This window comes from Promicromonospora sp. CA-289599, from assembly GCF_050936155.1.
In the GTDB taxonomy this organism is placed as follows: domain Bacteria; phylum Actinomycetota; class Actinomycetes; order Actinomycetales; family Cellulomonadaceae; genus Promicromonospora.
The window spans coordinates 4,703,413-4,720,776 of record NZ_JBNJNI010000001.1; the positions used below are offsets into that span (position 1 = coordinate 4,703,413).

At 71.7% G+C, this 17,364-nt stretch carries 13 protein-coding genes; all 13 read left to right on the forward strand.

Features of this window, described 5'->3' with window-relative positions; translation table 11 throughout:
• The first annotated feature begins 162 nt into the window (after positions 1-162).
• Positions 163-3,183 (forward strand): translation initiation factor IF-2, encoded by a 3,021-nt coding sequence (gene infB, locus ACQEVI_RS20945; RefSeq protein WP_432902333.1) that lies wholly within the window; start codon positions 163-165, stop codon positions 3,181-3,183.
• 154 nt (positions 3,184-3,337) lie between these two features.
• Positions 3,338-3,778, forward strand: coding sequence for a 30S ribosome-binding factor RbfA (rbfA, locus tag ACQEVI_RS20950; RefSeq protein ID WP_357502040.1), 441 nt, complete (start codon positions 3,338-3,340; stop codon positions 3,776-3,778).
• Positions 3,779-3,913: 135 nt separating this feature from the next.
• Positions 3,914-4,900, forward strand: coding sequence for a tRNA pseudouridine(55) synthase TruB (truB, locus tag ACQEVI_RS20955; RefSeq protein WP_432902335.1), 987 nt, complete (start codon positions 3,914-3,916; stop codon positions 4,898-4,900).
• Between the two features lie 103 nt (positions 4,901-5,003).
• Positions 5,004-6,026: a bifunctional riboflavin kinase/FAD synthetase gene (locus ACQEVI_RS20960; protein ID WP_432902337.1), complete on the forward strand. Its 1,023-nt coding sequence runs from the start codon at positions 5,004-5,006 to the stop codon at positions 6,024-6,026.
• 61 nt (positions 6,027-6,087) lie between these two features.
• A complete protein-coding gene (locus ACQEVI_RS20965; RefSeq protein WP_432902339.1) occupies positions 6,088-7,521 on the forward strand; it encodes an ATP-binding protein in 1,434 nt (477 codons plus the stop codon).
• Positions 7,522-7,567: 46 nt separating this feature from the next.
• Positions 7,568-8,248 carry an ABC transporter ATP-binding protein gene (locus tag ACQEVI_RS20970; RefSeq protein WP_432902341.1) on the forward strand — a complete coding sequence of 227 codons (681 nt, stop codon included), beginning with the start codon at positions 7,568-7,570 and terminating at the stop codon, positions 8,246-8,248.
• Positions 8,245-9,786, forward strand: coding sequence for a DUF6297 family protein (locus ACQEVI_RS20975; RefSeq protein WP_432902343.1), 1,542 nt, complete (start codon positions 8,245-8,247; stop codon positions 9,784-9,786). Before ACQEVI_RS20970 ends, ACQEVI_RS20975 begins: the two co-directional genes overlap by 4 nt.
• 84 nt (positions 9,787-9,870) lie before the next feature.
• Positions 9,871-11,760, forward strand: a complete 1,890-nt coding sequence (locus ACQEVI_RS20980) for a peroxidase family protein (protein WP_432902345.1) — start codon at positions 9,871-9,873, stop codon at positions 11,758-11,760.
• Positions 11,761-11,925: 165 nt separating this feature from the next.
• Positions 11,926-12,195, forward strand: coding sequence for a 30S ribosomal protein S15 (gene rpsO, locus ACQEVI_RS20985; protein WP_020016810.1), 270 nt, complete (start codon positions 11,926-11,928; stop codon positions 12,193-12,195).
• A 219-nt stretch (positions 12,196-12,414) separates the two neighbouring features.
• Positions 12,415-14,661, forward strand: coding sequence for a polyribonucleotide nucleotidyltransferase (locus tag ACQEVI_RS20990; RefSeq protein WP_432902347.1), 2,247 nt, complete (start codon positions 12,415-12,417; stop codon positions 14,659-14,661).
• A 1-nt stretch (position 14,662) separates the two neighbouring features.
• A complete protein-coding gene (locus ACQEVI_RS20995; protein WP_432902349.1) occupies positions 14,663-15,991 on the forward strand; it encodes a M16 family metallopeptidase in 1,329 nt (442 codons plus the stop codon).
• Positions 15,992-16,081: 90 nt separating this feature from the next.
• Complete coding sequence (dapB, locus tag ACQEVI_RS21000) at positions 16,082-16,855, forward strand: 4-hydroxy-tetrahydrodipicolinate reductase (protein ID WP_432902351.1); 774 nt, start codon at positions 16,082-16,084, stop codon at positions 16,853-16,855.
• The gene (locus ACQEVI_RS21005) at positions 16,852-17,352 is read left to right on the forward strand and encodes a hypothetical protein (RefSeq protein ID WP_432902352.1); all 501 of its coding nucleotides are present in this window, start codon (positions 16,852-16,854) and stop codon (positions 17,350-17,352) included. Before dapB ends, ACQEVI_RS21005 begins: the two co-directional genes overlap by 4 nt.
• Positions 17,353-17,364: the final 12 nt, after the last annotated feature.

The window sequence follows — 17,364 nt, forward strand, 5'->3', positions numbered from 1 at the left end:
GACTGTTCCGACCGGACGCCACCGTGCGTCGGGCCGAATTATGCGATTCGTCGACAAGGAAGCGGGTCAGACGCCGATGGGCACCCGATGAGCCCCCAGCGATGAGTACTCAGTACTAACGGTGGTCCTTCCTGTCTTGGGATGGACCGAGACAGGAGAGTTGTGGCTAAGGTCCGCGTCTACGAGCTCGCAAAAGAGCTCGGAGTGGAAAGCAAGACCCTGCTTGGCGAGCTGAAGTCGGCGGGCGAATACGTTCGCTCGGCGTCCTCCACGCTCGAGCCGCCCGTCGTGCGGCGCATGCGCGACAAGTTCCCTGCCGGTGGCGCAGCTGGCCCGTCCGAGAAGGACGCGGCGAAGCCCACGCCGAGCGCACCCAAGCCGGCCGCGAAGCCCGCGGCCCAGAAGCCTGCCGAGCCGACCCCGGCTCCGGCGCCTGCACCCAGCAAGGCAGAGGCCGCGCCGACCCCGGCGCCCGCCCCGGCCCCCAGCCCTGCTCCGGCTCCGAGCCCCGCACCGGCGGCACCCGCCCCGGCCCCGGCTCCGGCAGCTGAGAGCCAGGCGACGCCCGCGGCGTCCGCCACGTCAGCAGCAGGCCCCAAGCCTGGTGCGCCCAAGCCCGCCGCGGCCCCCAAGCCCGGTGCGCCGAAGCCTGCCGCCGCTGCGCCCTCCGGCGCGCGTCCGGCACGGGACGGCAACCGTGGTGGCCGTCCCGGTGGCGACCGTCCTGGTGGCGGCAACCCGCGTCCGGGCAACAACCCGTTCGCGACCAGCCAGGGCATGCCCCGTCCCGGTGGCGGCCGTGGCCGCCCGGGTGCAGCAGGCCCCGGCGGCGGCAGCGGCGGCGGCAACGAACGTCCCGCGGCCGGCGGCAACCCGCGTCCGGGCAACAACCCGTTCGCCCCCAGCCAGGGCATGCCGCGTCCGGGGCAGCGCCCCGAGCGCACCGAGGCTCCCAGCGGCGAGCGCTCCGGCGGTCCCCGTCCGGGTGGCCCGCGTCCTTCGGCTCCCCGCCCCGGCGGTACCGGTGGCGGCGGTCCGCGTCCGAACCCCGGCATGATGCCGGGCAAGACCAACATGCCGCGTCCGGGTGACCGCCCGGCTCCGGGTGGCGGTCGTGGCCGTCCCGGTGGCGGCGGTGGCCGTCCCGGCGGTGCCGGTGGCGGCGCTGCAGGCGCAGGCGCTCCGGGTCGTCCCGGTGGCGGCGGCGGCTTCGGCGGCCCGCGTCGCGGTGCCGGTGGTCGCGGTGCGACCCAGGGTGCCTTCGGGCGCGCCGGTGGCAAGCCGGTCCGCGGACGCAAGTCGCGTCGGGCGAAGCGCCAGGAGTTCGAGGCCATGCAGGCCCCGTCGCTCGGCGGCGTGCAGGTCCCGCGCGGCAACGGCACCACCACCGTCCGGCTGCGCCACGGTGCGTCGCTGAACGACTTCGCGGACAAGATCGACGCGAACCCCGCGGCGCTCGTGACCGTGCTGTTCCACCTGGGCGAGATGGCCACGGCCACGCAGTCGCTCGACGAGGACACGTTCGGCACGCTGGCCACGGAGCTCGGCTACCAGATCGAGATGGTCTCGGCCGAGGAGGAGGACCGCGAGCTGCTCGGGGCCTTCGACATCGACCTGCAGGCCGAGGAGGACGACGAGTCCGACGAGGACCTGGAGATCCGTCCGCCGGTCGTGACCGTCATGGGTCACGTCGACCACGGTAAGACCAAGCTCCTCGACGCGATCCGTAACGCGGACGTCGTCGCGGGCGAGCACGGCGGGATCACGCAGCACATCGGTGCGTACCAGATCACGCACGAGCACGACGGCACCGAGCGTGCCATCACGTTCATCGACACCCCGGGTCACGAGGCGTTCACCGCCATGCGTGCACGTGGTGCGCAGGTCACCGACATCGCGATCCTCGTGGTCGCGGCCGACGACGGCGTGATGCCGCAGACGGTCGAGGCCCTGAACCACGCGCAGGCAGCAGGTGTGCCGATCGTGGTCGCGGTGAACAAGATCGACGTCGAGGGTGCCAATCCGTCGAAGGTCCGTCAGCAGCTCACCGAGTACAACCTGGTGGCCGAGGAGTACGGCGGCGACACCATGTTCGTCGACGTCGCGGCGAAGCCGGGCATCGGTATCGACAGCCTGATCGACGCCGTCCTGCTCACCGCGGACGCGTCGCTCGACCTGCGGGCGAACCCGACCAAGGACGCACGCGGTGTGGCCATCGAGGCGAACCTCGACAAGGGTCGCGGTCCGGTGGCGACGGTGCTGGTCCAGGCCGGCACGCTGCACGTCGGTGACGCGATCGTCGCGGGTACGGCCTACGGCCGCGTCCGTGCGATGTTCGACGAGCACGGCAACGCGGTCGAGGCGGCCACCCCGGCCCGCCCGGTCCAGGTGCTGGGTCTGACCAGCGTCCCGGGCGCCGGCGACACGTTCCTCGTGGCGCCCGACGACCGGACCGCTCGCCAGATCGCCGAGAAGCGTCAGGCGGCGGAGCGTGCGGCGACGCTGGCCAAGCGCCGCAAGCGGATCAGCCTCGAGGACTTCGACGTCGAGCTCAAGAAGGGCAAGGTCGAGAGCCTCAACCTCATCCTCAAGGGCGACGTGTCCGGTGCCGTCGAGGCACTGGAGGACGCGCTGCTCAAGATCGATGTGGGCGAAGAGGTCGAGCTGCGTGTCATCCACCGTGGTGTGGGTGCGATCACGCAGAACGACGTCAACCTCGCGACCGTCGACAGCGCCGTGATCATCGGCTTCAACGTGAAGTACGGCGAGCGCGTCGAGGAGCTGGCGGAGCGCGAAGGCGTCGACGTCAAGTTCTACTCGGTCATCTACCAGGCGATCGAGGACGTCGAGGCGGCTCTCAAGGGCATGCTCAAGCCGGAGTACGAGGAGGTCCAGCTCGGGACCGCGGAGATCCGCCAGGTCTTCCGTTCCTCGAAGTTCGGCAACATCGCCGGTTCGATGGTTCGTTCGGGCAGCATCCGCCGCAACTCGAAGGCGCGTGTGCTCCGCAACGGCACGGTCGTGGGCGACAACCTCACCATCGAGTCGCTGCGTCGTGAGAAGGACGACGTCACCGAGGTCCGCGAGGGCTTCGAGTGCGGTATCGGTCTCGGGTCGTTCAACGACGTCAACGAGGGCGACACCATCGAGACCTTCGAGATGCGTGAGAAGCCGCGCGTCTGACGCTCCCCGCTGAACCGGAGCCCGGTGCACGTGTCAGACCCGGACCCACGTGTCAGACGTACAGGTCACTCAGGTGACCTGTACGTCTGACACGTCCGGGAGCTTCTGACACGTGCACCGGGCTCCGGCTCGGCGACCCCGGAAAGGAAAATGGATGGTCGACTCCCCGAGATCTCGTAAGCTCGCCGACCGCATCAAGGTGATCGTCGCGCAGATGATCGATACGCGGATCAAGGATCCGCGGCTCGGTTTCATGACGGTCACGGACGTCCGGGTGACCGGCGACCTGCAGAACGCCTCGGTGTTCTACACGGTCTACGGCTCGGACGAGGAACGGGAGGGGACGGCCGCGGCGCTGAAGAGCGCCACCGGCCTGATCCGCTCCGAGGTGGGCAAGCAGACGGGCATCCGCCTGACGCCCACGCTCGAGTTCCACCTGGACTCCGTCCCGGACACCGCCGCCAACCTCGACGCCGCTCTGATCGAGGCTCGCAAGCGCGACGCCGAGCTCGAGGCGCTGCGTGCCGGTGCCCGGTACGCGGGCGACGAGGACCCCTACAAGAAGCCGCGCGAGGCCGACGAAGAGTCCGAGTGACCTCCGTCCTGACCCTCGCGGGCTGCGCCGACGCCACCTGACGTCCGGCCGGAACCAGTACGTTCCGGACGGCGCGGGTGGCTTCGTCGTCTCCCGGCGCCGCGTGTCCCCCTGAGCCACTGGATACTGATACCCATGATTTCTCCCACCCCGCAGGCGCCGGTGCGCCGTCCGACGGCCGCCGACGGCTTCGTCGTCGTCGACAAGCCGGAGGGCTGGACCAGCCACGACGTCGTCGGGCGCATGCGGCGCCTCGCCGGGACCCGCAAGGTCGGCCACGCCGGCACGCTCGACCCCATGGCGACCGGTGTGCTCGTGCTGGGCATCGGCAAGGCGACCCGCCTGCTCACCTACGTGGTGGGTGCGGACAAGGACTATGACGCGACGATCCGGCTGGGTGTCGCGACCACGACGGACGACGCCGAGGGTCAGGTGCTGTCCGTGGCCGGGCCCGGCGCCGTCGAGCGGGTGGACCGGGCCGCGCTGGACGCGGGCATCGCCGATCTCACGGGCGACATCCAGCAGGTGCCGACGTCGGTGTCCGCCATCAAGGTGGACGGCAAGCGCGCGTACGCGCTGGTCCGGGCGGGGGAGTCGGTCGAGCTGGAGGCGCGACCGGTCACCGTGTCCCGCTTCGAGGTCCTGGCCGTCCGCCCGGCCACGGCGACGGTGCCGGACGAGCTCCCCGCTCGCGACGTGCCCGTCGTCGACGTCGACGTCCGCGTCACCGTCTCCTCCGGGACCTACGTGCGCGCCCTGGCACGCGACCTGGGTGCGGCCCTCGGCACCGGCGGGCACCTGACGGCGCTCCGCCGCACCCGCGTGGGCGGCTACGACCTCGCCGGTGCCCGCACGCTGGAACAGCTGGAGGCGCAGGCCGACGCCGACGGCACGCTGGCCACCCTGCCGATGGCCGAGGCGGCCCGGGCCACGTTCCCGGTCCGCGAGCTGGACGAGGACGAGGTCCGGGCGCTTGGCTACGGGCAGTGGGTGACGCCGTCGGGCCGCCCGGAGGTGGTGGCGGCGCTGTCGCCGTCGGGCACCCTGGTGGCGCTGCTGGAGGACACCCGGCGCCGGGGTGACGACCTCGCCAAGCCCGTGCTGGTGCTCGCGGCCCGCTGAGCACGGATACGCCCGGCTCCGGCTAGGCTTTCAGGGATCGGTGCGGTCAGTCGCGTGTGCGACCGCCGCACCCGCGCCACCCGATTCATGAGGAGCAACCCGCGTGCAGCTGTGGACGGACCTGGAACAGGTTCCCCCGGGATTCGGGCCATCTGTGGTGACGATCGGCAACTTCGACGGCGTCCACCGCGGCCACCAGGCGGTGCTCGACCGCATCCTCCGGCTCGCCCGGAGCGAAGGGGCCAGCGCCGTCGCGGTGACGTTCGAGCCGCACCCCTCGGCCGTGCACCGGCCCGAGTCGGCTCCGGAGCTGATCACCGGCCTGCAGGACAGGCTGGCGCTCATGGAGCGCACGGGCCTGGACGCGACGCTGGTCGTGAACTACACGCTCGACTTCGCCGCCCAGACGCCCGAGGAGTTCGTCTCCCGGTACCTGGTCGACGGCCTGGGCGCCCGCACGGTGGTGGTGGGCCACGACGTGCGCTTCGGCAAGCAGAACGCCGGCACGCTCGCGACGATGGTCGAGCTCGGCGGGCAGCACGGCTTCGAGGTGGTCGCCATCGACGACGTCGGCGACTTCCTGCCGCCCGAGGGCGACGGGCACCAGCGCTGGTCGTCGACGGCGGTGCGCGCGCTGCTCGCGGAGGGCGACGTCGACCAGGCCGCCGACGTGCTCGGCCGGCCGCACCTCGTGCGCGGCACGGTGGTGCACGGCGACGCCCGGGGGCGCGAGATGGGCTTCCCGACCGCCAACCTCGGCGACATCACCGGGCTGGTCCCCGCCGACGGCGTCTACGCCGGCTGGCTGCGCCGCGGCACGGCCGCGACCTGCGCGAGCCTCGCCGGACCGGAGGGTGACCGCGCCGCCGTGTCCGGTACGGGGATGGGGCAGGAGGAGATCCTCCCGGCCGCGATCTCCGTCGGCACCAACCCCACGTTCGACGGTGTGGAGCGCCGCGTGGAGGCGTACGTGCTCGACCGCACCGACCTCGACCTGTACGACCAGACGGTGGCGCTCGAGTTCGTGGCCCACCTGCGGCCCACGCTGCGCTTCGACGGCATGGAGCCGCTCATCACCCAGATGAACGACGACGTGGCGCGGGCTCGCAAGATCCTGCGGGCGTAGACGCCGGCCGTAAACTAAGATTGGATCTTAGTAATATTCAATCTTAGTTAAGGAGCCTTAGATGCGGTTTCACGGTCGGGAAGCTGACCTGCGGCGGCTCGCAGGACTGCTGGAAGCCGTCGAGGCGGGGACCGGCACCACCCAGGGCAGGGCCGCGATCATGACCGGCCGCCGTCGGGTCGGAAAGTCGCGACTCGCGCAGGAGTTCTGTGACCGCACCGACGGCGAGTACCTCGTCTTCCAGGCAACCCGCGGGCGCAATGCCATGGCCGAGCGGCGCGAGTTCCTCGCCTCGCTCACCCAGTCGGGCCTGAATGCGCCTGCCATCTTCGCCCACCTGAGCCCGCCGGACTGGAACGGCACGTTGCGAGCGCTCGCCGAGTTCCTGCCGGACGACAAGCCGACGGTCGTCGTGCTCGACGAGGTCCCATGGTTGGTCGAGCAGGACGCGGAGTTCGAAGGAGCGCTCCAGACGGTCTGGGACAAGCATCTCTCGGCGAAACCTGTCCTGCTTCTGCTCATCGGCAGCGACCTGTCCGTCATGGAGGCCTTGCAGACGTACGGTCGCCCCTTTTTCGGGCGGGCGACGAAGATCGACATCGCACCCCTGAACGTGGCTGATGTCCAGGAGATGACCGGCTTGAGTGCTGCGGATGCGGTCGACGCTCACCTGATCACCGGTGGATTCCCCGAGATCGTCCAAACCTGGGGGTCCGGACAGTCCCGGGTGGAGTTTCTCCGGGGAATGCTCGGCGACCCGCTGTCGCCGCTGCTCGTCGCGGGCGAGCTGTCGCTGCTCGGCGAGTTTCCCGAGTCCTCGCGCAGCAGGGCGATCCTCGAAGCCATCGGCGACGGCGAGCGTACGTTCACCACCATCGCCGCCGCTGCAGGGAACTCCGGCGCTCTGCCCGCCGGCACCTTGAACCCCCTGCTCCGGACGCTGGAGGCGAAGCGGATCGTCGAGACTGACCTCCCGCTGTCGACGGCGTCCGACACGAAGAACAAGCGGTATCGCATCAGCGACCCGTACCTGCGCTTCTGGCTCGCCTTCCTGCGCCGTGCGATCCCCTTCGTCGAACGCGGGCGGGGCGACGTGGCGTTGGATCGGATCGAGCGGTCGTGGTCGACCTGGCGCGGCCGGGCGGTGGAACCGCTCGTCCGGGAATCGCTGATGCGCATCCTGCTGGACTCCGAGTGGCCCGATGTCGAAGCTGTCGGGGGCTGGTGGAACCGGCAGAACAACCCCGAGGTGGACCTGGTCGGCGCCGACCGCACGCCAACGGCACGACACGTGGAGTTCATCGGATCGGTGAAGTGGTACGAGACCGACACGTTCGGGACGCACGAGCTCGGGGACCTCGCCCGCGCCCGTGGTGTTGTGCCAGGGACCGGCGACGACACACCCCTCGTCGCTGTCTCACGGTGCGGTGTGGGGCAGGGGCTTCCGCTGGCGGCGCACTGGGGGCCTGACGAGATCGTCGGAGCATGGAGATGAGGCCGGGAGCGGGAGAACCAGCCGGGGTTCGTGCGTTGAGGTGGGCATGACGCTCCTCGAACTGTCCGACCTGGTCGTCGGGTACGGCGGCAATGCCGTCTGCCCGCCGGTCTCGCTCACGCTGGCCCCCGGCGACGTCGTCGCCGTGATCGGTACCAACGGAACCGGCAAGTCCACCCTGCTGCGCACGGTGCTCGGTCTCCAGGAGCCGCTCTCGGGCACGGTCAGCGCGTTCGGGCGGGCGGTGGACGAGCGCGAGCGAGGGTTCCGCACTCGGGTCGCGGGCGTGCTGGACGACGACGCGTTCTTCCCCGGCGTGACCGTCCGGGAGCACCTGGTGCTCACGGCGCGGGGCCACGGCGTGCCCGACTCCGGCGCGATCACCGACCAGGTGCTCGACCACGTGGGCATCAGCGGGCACGGCGGCGCGATGCCGCACACGCTCTCGTCCGGGCAGCGCCGCCGGTTCCTGCTGGCGAGCGCCCTGGTCCGGCCGCGCGACCTGATCGTCCTCGACGAGCCGGAGCAGCGCCTCGACACCGCCATGCGCGCCCGGCTCGGCGACCTGCTGCGCGCCGAGGCCGACGCCGGCACGGCGGTCCTGTTCGCGACGCACGACGACCGTCTGCTCGCCGCGACCGGCGCGAGCGCCCTGTACCTGTCCGACGACGGTGCCGTGCTGCTGCCGCCCGCCGAGGCCCCGGGCGTGCTGGCGGGCTTCCGATGACCCGCGAGCCGGGCGCCGTCGGCCCGTCCCCGCTGCCCCGGCTGGCCGGGGACGAGGAGGAACAGCTCACCGGTGCCGAGCTGCGCCGGCTGACCGCGCGTGTGCGGGCCCACAACCTGCCCGCCGAGGCGGGCCGGGTGGCGATGGACATCGGCGAGGTGGTGATCTCCCTCGCCATAGTCACGCTGTACTTGTGGGGGTTCGGGGCGCCCGTGCGGGAGCTGCTCGGGTCCGACGCGACCCGCTTCGGGCTCGGACCGGGACTGATCCAGGCGATGGTGCTCGCGCTGGCGGTCGTGGCGGGTGCGGTGGTCGCGCTCCGCGTGGGTCCGGCGGGTCTGCCCGCCGCCGGGGTGCGCTGGTGGGTGCCGACCCCCGCCGACCGCGCGGGCCTGGCCTCACCGTCGGTGGTCCGCACGGTGCTCGCCGGAGTCGGTGCCGGCCTGGTCGCGGGCGGCGTACCGGCGGCCTTCGTGGGCGTGGGCCTCACCGGGATCCTCGCCGACGCCGCGTTCGGCGGCGCGCTCGGCCTCGTGGTGGTGGCCGGCACGGGTGTGCTCCAGGTGACCGGGGCGGCGTCGGGTGTCCGGGCCGGGCGGGTGCTCGTCCCGCTGCTCGCCGCCGTGCCGGTCGCCGGGCTCGGCCTGGCGCTCTGGGCCCCCGAGTGGGCGGCCTGGTCCGTGCCGTTGCCCGTGCTCGCGGCGGTGGTCGTCGTGGGCGGTGCGGCGCTCGCCGTCTGGGCCACCCGCCTGGATCTGCTCCGGGCCGGCGAGCTGCGCGCCCGCGCGTCGGCCGCGATGCAGGCCTCGGCAGCCCTGCTCTCGCTCGACAGCGGCGGTATGAGCCGCGCGCTCCTCAGCGGCGGCCCGACGGCGTCGCGCGTGCTGCCCTGGCTGCCCGGCACGGCCCGCGGCCCGGCCGGCGCCCTGCTCGCCGCCGACGCCACCCTCCTGGTCCGTTCGCCCGCGGCCCTGGCCGGGCTGGTCGCGCTCGCCGCCACCGGAGCCGTCGCTGTCCAGGTGCCCGTGCTGGCGGACGGGATAGGGCTCTGGGCGGTCCTCGCGTGCGTCGGGTACGCGGGGGCGCTCGCGGGCGCCGTCGGGCCGCGGGCGGCGGGGGAGAACCCGCGACTTGACTCGCTGGTGCCGCTGGGTGCCCGTGCCACCCGGGCCGTGCGCACCGCGTGGCCGGTGCTGACGGCGGCCGTGGTGCTGCTGGCGGTCGCCGCGACGGTCGGGGGCGGGCAGTGGCTGGCGATGGCGGTGCCCGCCGCCGTGGTACTCGGGGCCGCCGCCGTACGGACCGCCTACCGCGGGCCCGTGCCGTGGGACGTGCCGATGATCGCGACGCCCGCGGGCGGTGTGCCGACCGGGCTGGTGCTGCACCAGTTCAAGGGGCTCGACCTGGCGGTGCTGGGCACGCTCCCGCTCGCGTGGGTGGCCGTCTCCGGGGTCGTGGCGCCGTCGCTGGTCGCCGTCCAGGTGCTGTTCGCGGCAGGCGCGGTGCTGTGGGCGGCGCACGTCAAGCGGACCGGCTGATTCGGGTCTGGCCGAATCGGTCACGGGCGGGGGTGCCGTGCTCTCTGAGTTGGTGAAGGCCTTCACCCCAGAGAAGGAGAGATCATGGTCCAGACCACTGAGGCGCCGCCCCAGGGCGACCCGAACCATGCCCCCCACGAGGCGGTCGACCTGGCGCAGACGCCGGCCGGTCGCACGGTGCGGCGGATCGGGCACGGTGGTGTGTTCGTGCCCGCCGACCCGGACGACGCGGCGGAGCCGCACGAGAGCACGGCGACCCTCATGCCACGCACCGAGGCGGCCGTGCGGCGCGACCTGCGCGAGGACCGCTTCGACGCGACGACGTCGTTCGACTACCTGCTGAGCGGTCTGGCCGCGAACTACCCGGAGGGCCACCTGCCCGTGGGTGGCGGTCGCCTGAAGGAGACCCGGGAGGCGCTGATGCGGCTCGGGGCCGCCATGATCGAGCCCGCCACCGCGCCCGGGCCGCTCGACGCGACGGTCCCCGCCGTCTACACCTACTGGGGCCAGTTCATCGACCACGACATCACCCTGAACACGAACGGGCCCGACGACGGCTCCGGCCCGGGCGGCGACAAGGCGCTCGGCGACGTCGTCAGCGACCCGTTCCGCGTGTTCCGGCCGAAGACCGTCGTGCGCAGCCTCCACAACGGCCGGGTCCCGCTGCTGGACCTCGACAGCCTCTACGGCTCCGGCCCGCGCTTCGCGGGCGAGAAGGACCGCGGCACCACCCGCAGCGAGGCGGCATACGTGCCGGACTCGGCCAAGCTGCGGCTCGGCAGGGTCGACACCGAACCGCTCGGGCCGTTCTCGCTCGTGGCACCCGGCGACGACCCGCAGCGCGACCTGCCGCGCAGCACCGAGCCGGGCAGCGAGCGCATGCCGCTGATCCCGGACAGTCGCAACGACGAGAACCTGGTCGTCGCGCAGTTCCACGTCGCGATGATCCGGTTCCACAACGCCACCGTCGACTGGGTGGCGCGGCACGAGCCGTGGTCGGCGACCACGCAGCGCGAGCTGTTCGACCGCGCGCAGCAGCTCGTCCGGTTCCACTACCAGTGGCTGGTCGTGCACGACTACCTGCGCACGCTCACCAAGCCCGGCGTGCTGGACGCGGTGCTCGCGACGGGGCCGAAGCTGTTCCGGCCCGCGCGTCGCGTGGCGATGCCGCTGGAGTTCGCGGTGGCGGCGTTCCGGTTCGGGCACTCGATGGTGCGCGGCACCTACGACTACAACGTCAACTTCACGCGCAACGGCCCGGGTGGGCCGGCGACGCTGGACCAGTTCTTCCAGTTCACGGGCAACGGCGGTCTGTCGCCGAGCCCCACGAACCCGCTGCCCGCGCTGCCGTCGAACTGGCCCATCGAGTGGGCGCGGTTCACCGACAAGGGTGACGCCGCCGCCTTCCGCAAGGCCCGCAAGATCGACCCGTTCCTTGCCGACGGTCTGGGTGACCTGCTGAACGAGGGCAACGGGGCCGCCGGCCCGGTGCGGGCGCTGCTGAAGCATCTCGCGCAGCGCAACCTGCTGCGCGGGTACATGCTGGCGATCCCGACGGGCGAGGCGGTGGCCAAGGCGCTCCGGGCCCGGCCGCTCACGCCGGAGCAGCTCCGGCAGAACGCGTCGCCCGAGCTGGTGGCCGCGCTCGACGACCTGGACGGCACGCCGCTCTGGTACTACGTCCTCAAGGAGGCCGAGATCCAGGGCAACGGCAACTTCCTGGGTGAGGTCGGCAGCCGCGTCCTCGTGGAGACGTTCCTCTACCTGCTGCGGCTGGACGACGAGTCGTTCATGCGCCGCCCCGGCCGCGACTGGACACCGGCGAACGGCGTCCGGTTCGACGACCGGCGCCTCATCACGACGCTCCCGGACCTGCTGGCGTTCGCGGGCGTCCTCCCGATCAGGCAGGACCAGGCGGGCCGTCCGATCTTCCGCCGCACAGGTGACGGCTACGCAGGCCACGACGGGGCGTGAGCCGACGGCGGACGGTGCGCGCGACGTCACAGGTCGCGCGACGTCCGCCGTCGGGCAGAAAGGCCTGGCACTGGTAATGTGGTACTGCCGTCTGAACGGCCGCGGATCGAGAGCGCCCCGGTGAACTAGTCCCGGAGCACCGCGCAACGACACTGAAGGAGAGCCATGCCGCTCGACACTGCCACGAAGCAGCAGATCATTTCCGAGTACGGAACCAAGCCGGGCGACTCGGGCTCGCCGGAGGTGCAGATCGCGCTCCTCACGCAGCGCATCAAGGACCTCACCGAGCACCTGAAGGAGCACAAGCACGACCACCACAGCCGTCGTGGTCTGCTGCTCCTCGTGGGCCAGCGCCGTCGTCTCCAGGGTTACCTCAAGGGGATCGACATCGAGCGCTACCGCGCCCTGGTCGACAAGCTCGGCCTGCGCCGCTGACATGACGCCTACCAGCCCGGCCCCCGCTGCGGGGGCCGGGCTGGTCTGGTGAGATGCTGTAGTACGACAACAACGCGCCGCCCGTGACCTCGTCCGGTCCTCGGTAGTGGCTTCCCGAACACCTCGCCCCGTGGCGAGCGGCGGTTCGGTAGGCCTCGATCGATGACCGTCGGGCACGGGGGCGTTCCAAGAGAACACCCCAACAGAAGGAGGGCACCCGTGGAGGGTCCCGAGATCCAGTTCGCCGAGGCCGTCATCGACAACGGTCGCTTCGGCACCCGTACCGTCCGGTTCGAGACCGGACGCCTCGCCAAGCAGGCCGGCGGTGCTGTCGCCGCCTACCTCGACGGCGAGACCATGCTGCTGTCGACCACGACGGCCGGCAAGCACCCGAAGGACCAGTTCGACTTCTTCCCGCTGACGGTGGACGTCGAGGAGCGGATGTACGCCGCCGGGCGCATCCCCGGCTCGTTCTTCCGTCGCGAGGGTCGCCCGTCGACCGACGCGATCCTGACCTGCCGCCTGACCGACCGCCCGCTGCGCCCCCTGTTCGTCAAGGGCCTGCGCAACGAGGTCCAGGTCGTCATCACCGTCATGGCGCTGCACCCGGACGACGCGTACGACACCCTGGCGATCAACGCCGCGTCGGCGTCGACCCAGATCTCCGGCCTGCCGTTCGACGGCCCGGTCGGTGCCGTGCGCATCGCGCTGGTCGACGGCCAGTGGGTCGCGTTCCCCAAGTACTCCGACAAGGAGCGCGCGGTCTTCGACATGGTCGTCGCCGGTCGTGTCGTGGGTGACGACGTCGCGATCGCCATGATCGAGGCCGAGGCCACCGACAACGCGTGGACCCTCATCAAGAACGACGGCGTCGCCGCGCCGACCGAGACCGTCGTCGCCGAGGGCATCGACGCGGCCAAGCCGTTCATCAAGGCCCTGTGCGACGCGCAGGTCCAGCTCGCCGCGCAGTCCGGCAAGGAGACGCAGGAGTTCAAGCTCTTCCCGGACTACCAGGACGACGCGTTCGCGGCCGTCGAGGCCGCCGTCTCCGCGCCGACGCGCGAGGCGCTGACCATCGCGGACAAGCAGGACCGCGAGAACAAGCTCGACGAGCTCAAGGCCGGGCTGCAGGAGCAGCTGGCCGGGCAGTTCGAGGGCCGCGAGAAGGAGCTGTCGGCTGCCTTCCGCTCGCTGCAGAAGAAGCTCGTCCGCCAGCGCGTGCTGACCGAGGGCGTCCGTATCGACGGCCGTGGCCTCGCGGACATCCGCACCCTCTCGGCCGAGGTCGAGGTGCTGCCCCGCGTGCACGGTTCGGCGATCTTCGAGCGCGGCGAGACCCAGATCCTGGGTGTCACCACGCTGAACATGCTCCGCATGGAGCAGCAGATCGACTCGCTCGGTCCGGAGACGCGCAAGCGCTACATGCACAACTACAACTTCCCGCCGTACTCGACCGGTGAGACGGGCCGCGTGGGCAGCCCGAAGCGCCGCGAGATCGGCCACGGTGCGCTCGCCGAGCGTGCCCTGGTGCCGGTCCTGCCGAGCCGCGAGGAGTTCCCGTACGCGATCCGCCAGGTGTCCGAGGCTCTCGGCTCCAACGGCTCGACGTCGATGGGCTCGGTGTGCGCGAGCACGCTGTCGCTGCTCAACGCCGGTGTGCCGCTGCGTGCGGCGGTCGCCGGTATCGCGATGGGCCTCGTGTCCGACACCGTGGACGGCGAGACCCGCTACGCCGCGATGACGGACATCCTGGGCGCCGAGGACGCGTTCGGTGACATGGACTTCAAGGTCGCCGGTACCAAGGAGTTCGTCACGGCCATCCAGCTCGACACGAAGCTCGACGGCATCCCCGCGTCGGTGCTGAGTGCGGCACTCGGCCAGGCTCGCGACGCGCGCCTGACCATCCTCGAGGTGCTCGACGAGGCGATCGACACGCCCGACGAGATGTCCCCGAACGCCCCGCGCGTCATCTCCGTGAAGGTTCCGGTCGACAAGATCGGCGAGGTCATCGGGCCGAAGGGCAAGATGATCAACCAGATCCAGGAGGAGACGGGCGCGGACATCTCCATCGAGGACGACGGCACCGTGTACATCGGTGCTGTCGACGGACCCTCGGCCGAGGCCGCCCGCGCGGCGATCAACGCGATCGCCAACCCGCACGTCCCCGAGGTGGGCGAGCGGTTCGTCGGAACCGTCGTCAAGACGACGTCGTTCGGCGCCTTCATCTCGCTCTCCCCGGGCAAGGACGGTCTGCTGCACATCAGCCAGATCCGCAAGCTCGTGGGTGGCAAGCGCGTCGAGAACGTCGACGACGTGCTGTCCATCGGCCAGAAGGTCCAGGTCGAGATCGGTGAGATCGACCCGCGCGGCAAGCTGTCGCTGGTCGCCGTGACCGACGAGGACGAGTCGGCTCCGGCCGACGCCGTCGAGCCGGCCACCGAGGCCACCGCATCAGCGGACGCCTGACATGGCGTGGCACCTGCCGCTCGTCCCCACGGGCGAGCCCGGTGCCGAGCTGACCGCCGGGCAGGACGGGGCGACCATTCGTCGCTCCGTCCTGCCCGGCGGTGTCCGTGTACTCACCGAGCACATGCCGGGCCAGCGCTCGGCGACGGTGGGTGCGTGGATCGGCGTCGGCTCGCGGGACGAGACCGACGGCCACTTCGGCTCGACGCACTTCCTGGAGCACCTGCTCTTCAAGGGGACCGCACGGCGGTCCGCGATGGACATCGCCGAGGCGTTCGACGCCGTCGGCGGTGAGGCGAACGCTGCCACCGGCAAGGAGCACACCTGCTACTACGCGCGGGTGCTCGACTCCGACCTGCCGATGGCGGTCGACGTCATCTCCGACATGGTCACCTCCGCGCGCCTGGATGCCGACGAGCTCGAGACCGAGCGCGGCGTCATCCTCGAAGAGCTCGCGATGAACGACGACGACCCGACCGACGTCGTGCACGAGCAGTTCTCCGCCGTGGTCCTGGGCGACCACGCGCTGGGCCGCCCGATCGGCGGCACGCCCGAGACGATCAACGCCGTCCCGCGCGCCGCCGTCTGGGACCACTACCGCTGGAACTACCGGCCGGAGACCCTCGTGGTCACGGCCGCGGGCGGTATCGACCACGACAAGCTCGTGCAGCAGGTGACCCAGGCGCTGACCGACGGCGGGTGGGACCTCGACGCCGCCGTCGCGCCGCGTGACCGCCGGGGGACGACCGAGGACCGCACGGGCGTGCCGGAGGCGGGCGCCGAGCTGACGGTGAAGCGTCAGGTCGAGCAGGCCAACATCATCATCGGGTCGACCGGTATCTCGGCGACGGACGACCGGCGCTTCGCGCTGTCCGTGCTTAACGCGGTGCTGGGCGGCGGCATGTCGTCCAGGCTGTTCCAGGAGATCCGCGAGAAGCGGGGCCTGGCGTACTCGACGTACTCGTTCGCGTCCGCGCACGGCGGGCTCGGCACGTTCGGCCTGTACGCGGGCTGCGCTGCCGCCAAGGCCGACCAGGTCACGGAGCTGCTCGTCGAGGAGCTGGAGAAGCTCGCGAACGACGGGATCACCGAGTCCGAGCTGAAGCGGTCGATCGGGCAGCTGTCCGGCGGTACCGTGCTCGGGCTGGAGGACTCCGGGTCGCGCATGAGCCGCCTCGGCAAGGCCGAGCTCGTGTACGGCGACCTGCTGTCGCTGGAGGAGTCGCTGGAGCGCATCCAGGCGGTCACGGCGACAGAGGTCCAGGAGCTGGCGGCAGACCTGGCCGCCCGCCCCAGATCGATCGTCCGCGTGGGCCCTTTCAACAACTGACGTCCCGTTGAGTGCTGGGTATTCGCCCCTTCAGAGCCGCTGGAGGGGCGAATATCCAGCACTCAACGAAGAACTAGAGGGTGGTAGATCGTGAGTGACATCAAGGTGGCGGTGCTCGGCGCGGCCGGGCGCATGGGCACCCAGGCGTGTGCGGCCGTCGAGGCCGCGGACGGTCTGGAGCTGGTCGCCAGACTGGACCACGGCGACACGATCACCAGCGAGACGCTCGGCGGGGCCGACGTCGCCGTCGACTTCACCATCCCCGCCGTCACCGAGGCCAACGTGCACGCGGTGCTCGACGCCGGTGTGCACGCGGTGGTCGGCACCACCGGCTGGGACGACGACTCGCGTGCCCGCGTCGCGGCGCACCTCGCCGAGCTGTCGCCCCGGGGGACGGGCGGCACGGGCTCGCTCGGTGTGCTCATCGCCCCGAACTTCGGGCTGTCGGCGGTGCTGGCGATGACGTTCGCCGCGAAGGCGGCCCGGTACTTCGAGTCCGCGGAGGTCATCGAGCTGCACCACCCGAACAAGGTGGACGCCCCGTCCGGTACCGCCAGGCACACGGCCGCGGCGATCACCACGGCCCGCGCGGAGGCGGGCCTTGGGCCGTCGCCCGACGCGACGGAGACGGGCTGGGAGGCCCGCGGGGCCGACGTCGACGGGGTGCGCGTGCACGCCGTGCGGCTGCGCGGGCTCGTGGCGCACGAGGAGATCCTCTTCGGCAACGAGGGGGAGCAGCTCATCATCCGGCAGGACTCGTTCGACCGGTCCTCGTTCATGCCCGGCGTGCTGCTCGCGATCCGGTCGGTGGTGTCCCGCCCGGGGCTGACGGTCGGCCTCGAGCACGTGCTGGACCTGTCGTGACCGACCCGGAGACCCGCAGCGCGGGCCGCAAGCTGCCCAAGGGGCTGCCCGGCACGCTGGCCGTCACCGCGCTGCTCGCGCTGTACATCTGGCAGATCGCGGGGCGCGGCATCACGATGGTGCGCGCCGGCGAGCCCGTGCTGATCGCGATCGGCCTGGCGGTGCTGATCATCCCGCTGCTGGTCATCGGGCTGATCGTGCGCGAGTACCGGCTCGCGGCGACGGTGCAGACCATGGCGGACACGCTGTTCGCCGAGGGCGACCTCCCCGTGGACGACCTGCCCCGGTCACCGGGCGGGCGCATCGACCGGGCCGCCGCCGACGAGGCGTTCGAGCCGCGGCGCGCGGCCGTCGAGGCCGCGCCGGAGGACTGGCGCGCCTGGTACCACCTCGCGTTCGCGTACGACGCCTCGGGAGACCGCCGTCGGGCCCGCGAGGCCCTGCGCAAGGCCGCGGGGTTCTACCGCGCCAAGCCGGCCCCGGCCGCCCAGGGTTAGCCTCGCCGCCAG

Excerpts from the sequence above, each read along its gene's own strand:
- rbfA (WP_357502040.1), top strand. The coding sequence starts at position 3,338 with ATGGTCGACTCCCCGAGATCTCGTAAGCTCGCCGACCGCATCAAGGTG.
- truB (WP_432902335.1), top strand. The coding sequence starts at position 3,914 with ATGATTTCTCCCACCCCGCAGGCGCCGGTGCGCCGTCCGACGGCCGCC.
- ACQEVI_RS20965 (WP_432902339.1), top strand. The coding sequence starts at position 6,088 with ATGCGGTTTCACGGTCGGGAAGCTGACCTGCGGCGGCTCGCAGGACTG.
- ACQEVI_RS20970 (WP_432902341.1), top strand. The coding sequence starts at position 7,568 with ATGACGCTCCTCGAACTGTCCGACCTGGTCGTCGGGTACGGCGGCAAT.
- ACQEVI_RS20975 (WP_432902343.1), top strand. The coding sequence starts at position 8,245 with ATGACCCGCGAGCCGGGCGCCGTCGGCCCGTCCCCGCTGCCCCGGCTG.
- ACQEVI_RS20980 (WP_432902345.1), top strand. The coding sequence starts at position 9,871 with ATGGTCCAGACCACTGAGGCGCCGCCCCAGGGCGACCCGAACCATGCC.
- rpsO (WP_020016810.1), top strand. The coding sequence starts at position 11,926 with ATGCCGCTCGACACTGCCACGAAGCAGCAGATCATTTCCGAGTACGGA.
- ACQEVI_RS20995 (WP_432902349.1), top strand. The coding sequence starts at position 14,663 with ATGGCGTGGCACCTGCCGCTCGTCCCCACGGGCGAGCCCGGTGCCGAG.